Origin of the sequence: Paracoccus nototheniae (assembly GCF_004335005.1) — a bacterium.
Lineage (GTDB): Bacteria > Pseudomonadota > Alphaproteobacteria > Rhodobacterales > Rhodobacteraceae > Paracoccus > Paracoccus nototheniae.
Genome location: NZ_RQRT01000195.1, coordinates 1 through 475, shown reverse-complemented (window position 1 = coordinate 475; position 475 = coordinate 1). Strand labels below are relative to the sequence as shown.

The 475-nt window shown below is 37.7% G+C and carries 1 pseudogene; it reads right to left on the bottom strand.

The features are described 5' to 3' along the window. Positions 1 to 475, bottom strand: a pseudogene (locus EG885_RS22985) (hypothetical protein); the annotation flags it as partial.

Here is a 475-nt window from a genome sequence, read left to right as displayed (position 1 = left end):
CTACCACTACCAATAGCCACCCCGTCTCAATGGCTGAATAGCCAAAGTTAACTTGTAGCAATAACGGCAATAATAGCGGAATAGCACTAACCCCTAAACGTGTTAAAAAATTACCTATTAAGCCAATACGAAAGGTACGCAAGGCAAATAAATCTAATGGAAATAAAGGATAGTCAGCTTTACGGGCATGTCTAACATAACGGTAAACCAAAACAAAGGCATATAATCCTTCTAAAGTGGCATAAATCACCAGCTCATTGCGAGATATTAGATAAATAGACAAATGAAAATGAAAGGCAGCCATTGCAAATAAATAAAACCCACGCCAATCAAACTTTTGTACAGGTTCATACAAATTGGGTATCAACCAGCGACCTAAAATAAGCCCCAACATACCAAGAGGCAGATTAATCAAAAATAAAGCTTGCCAGCTGACATATTTGACCACATATTCTCCCAAAATAGGTCCAACAAA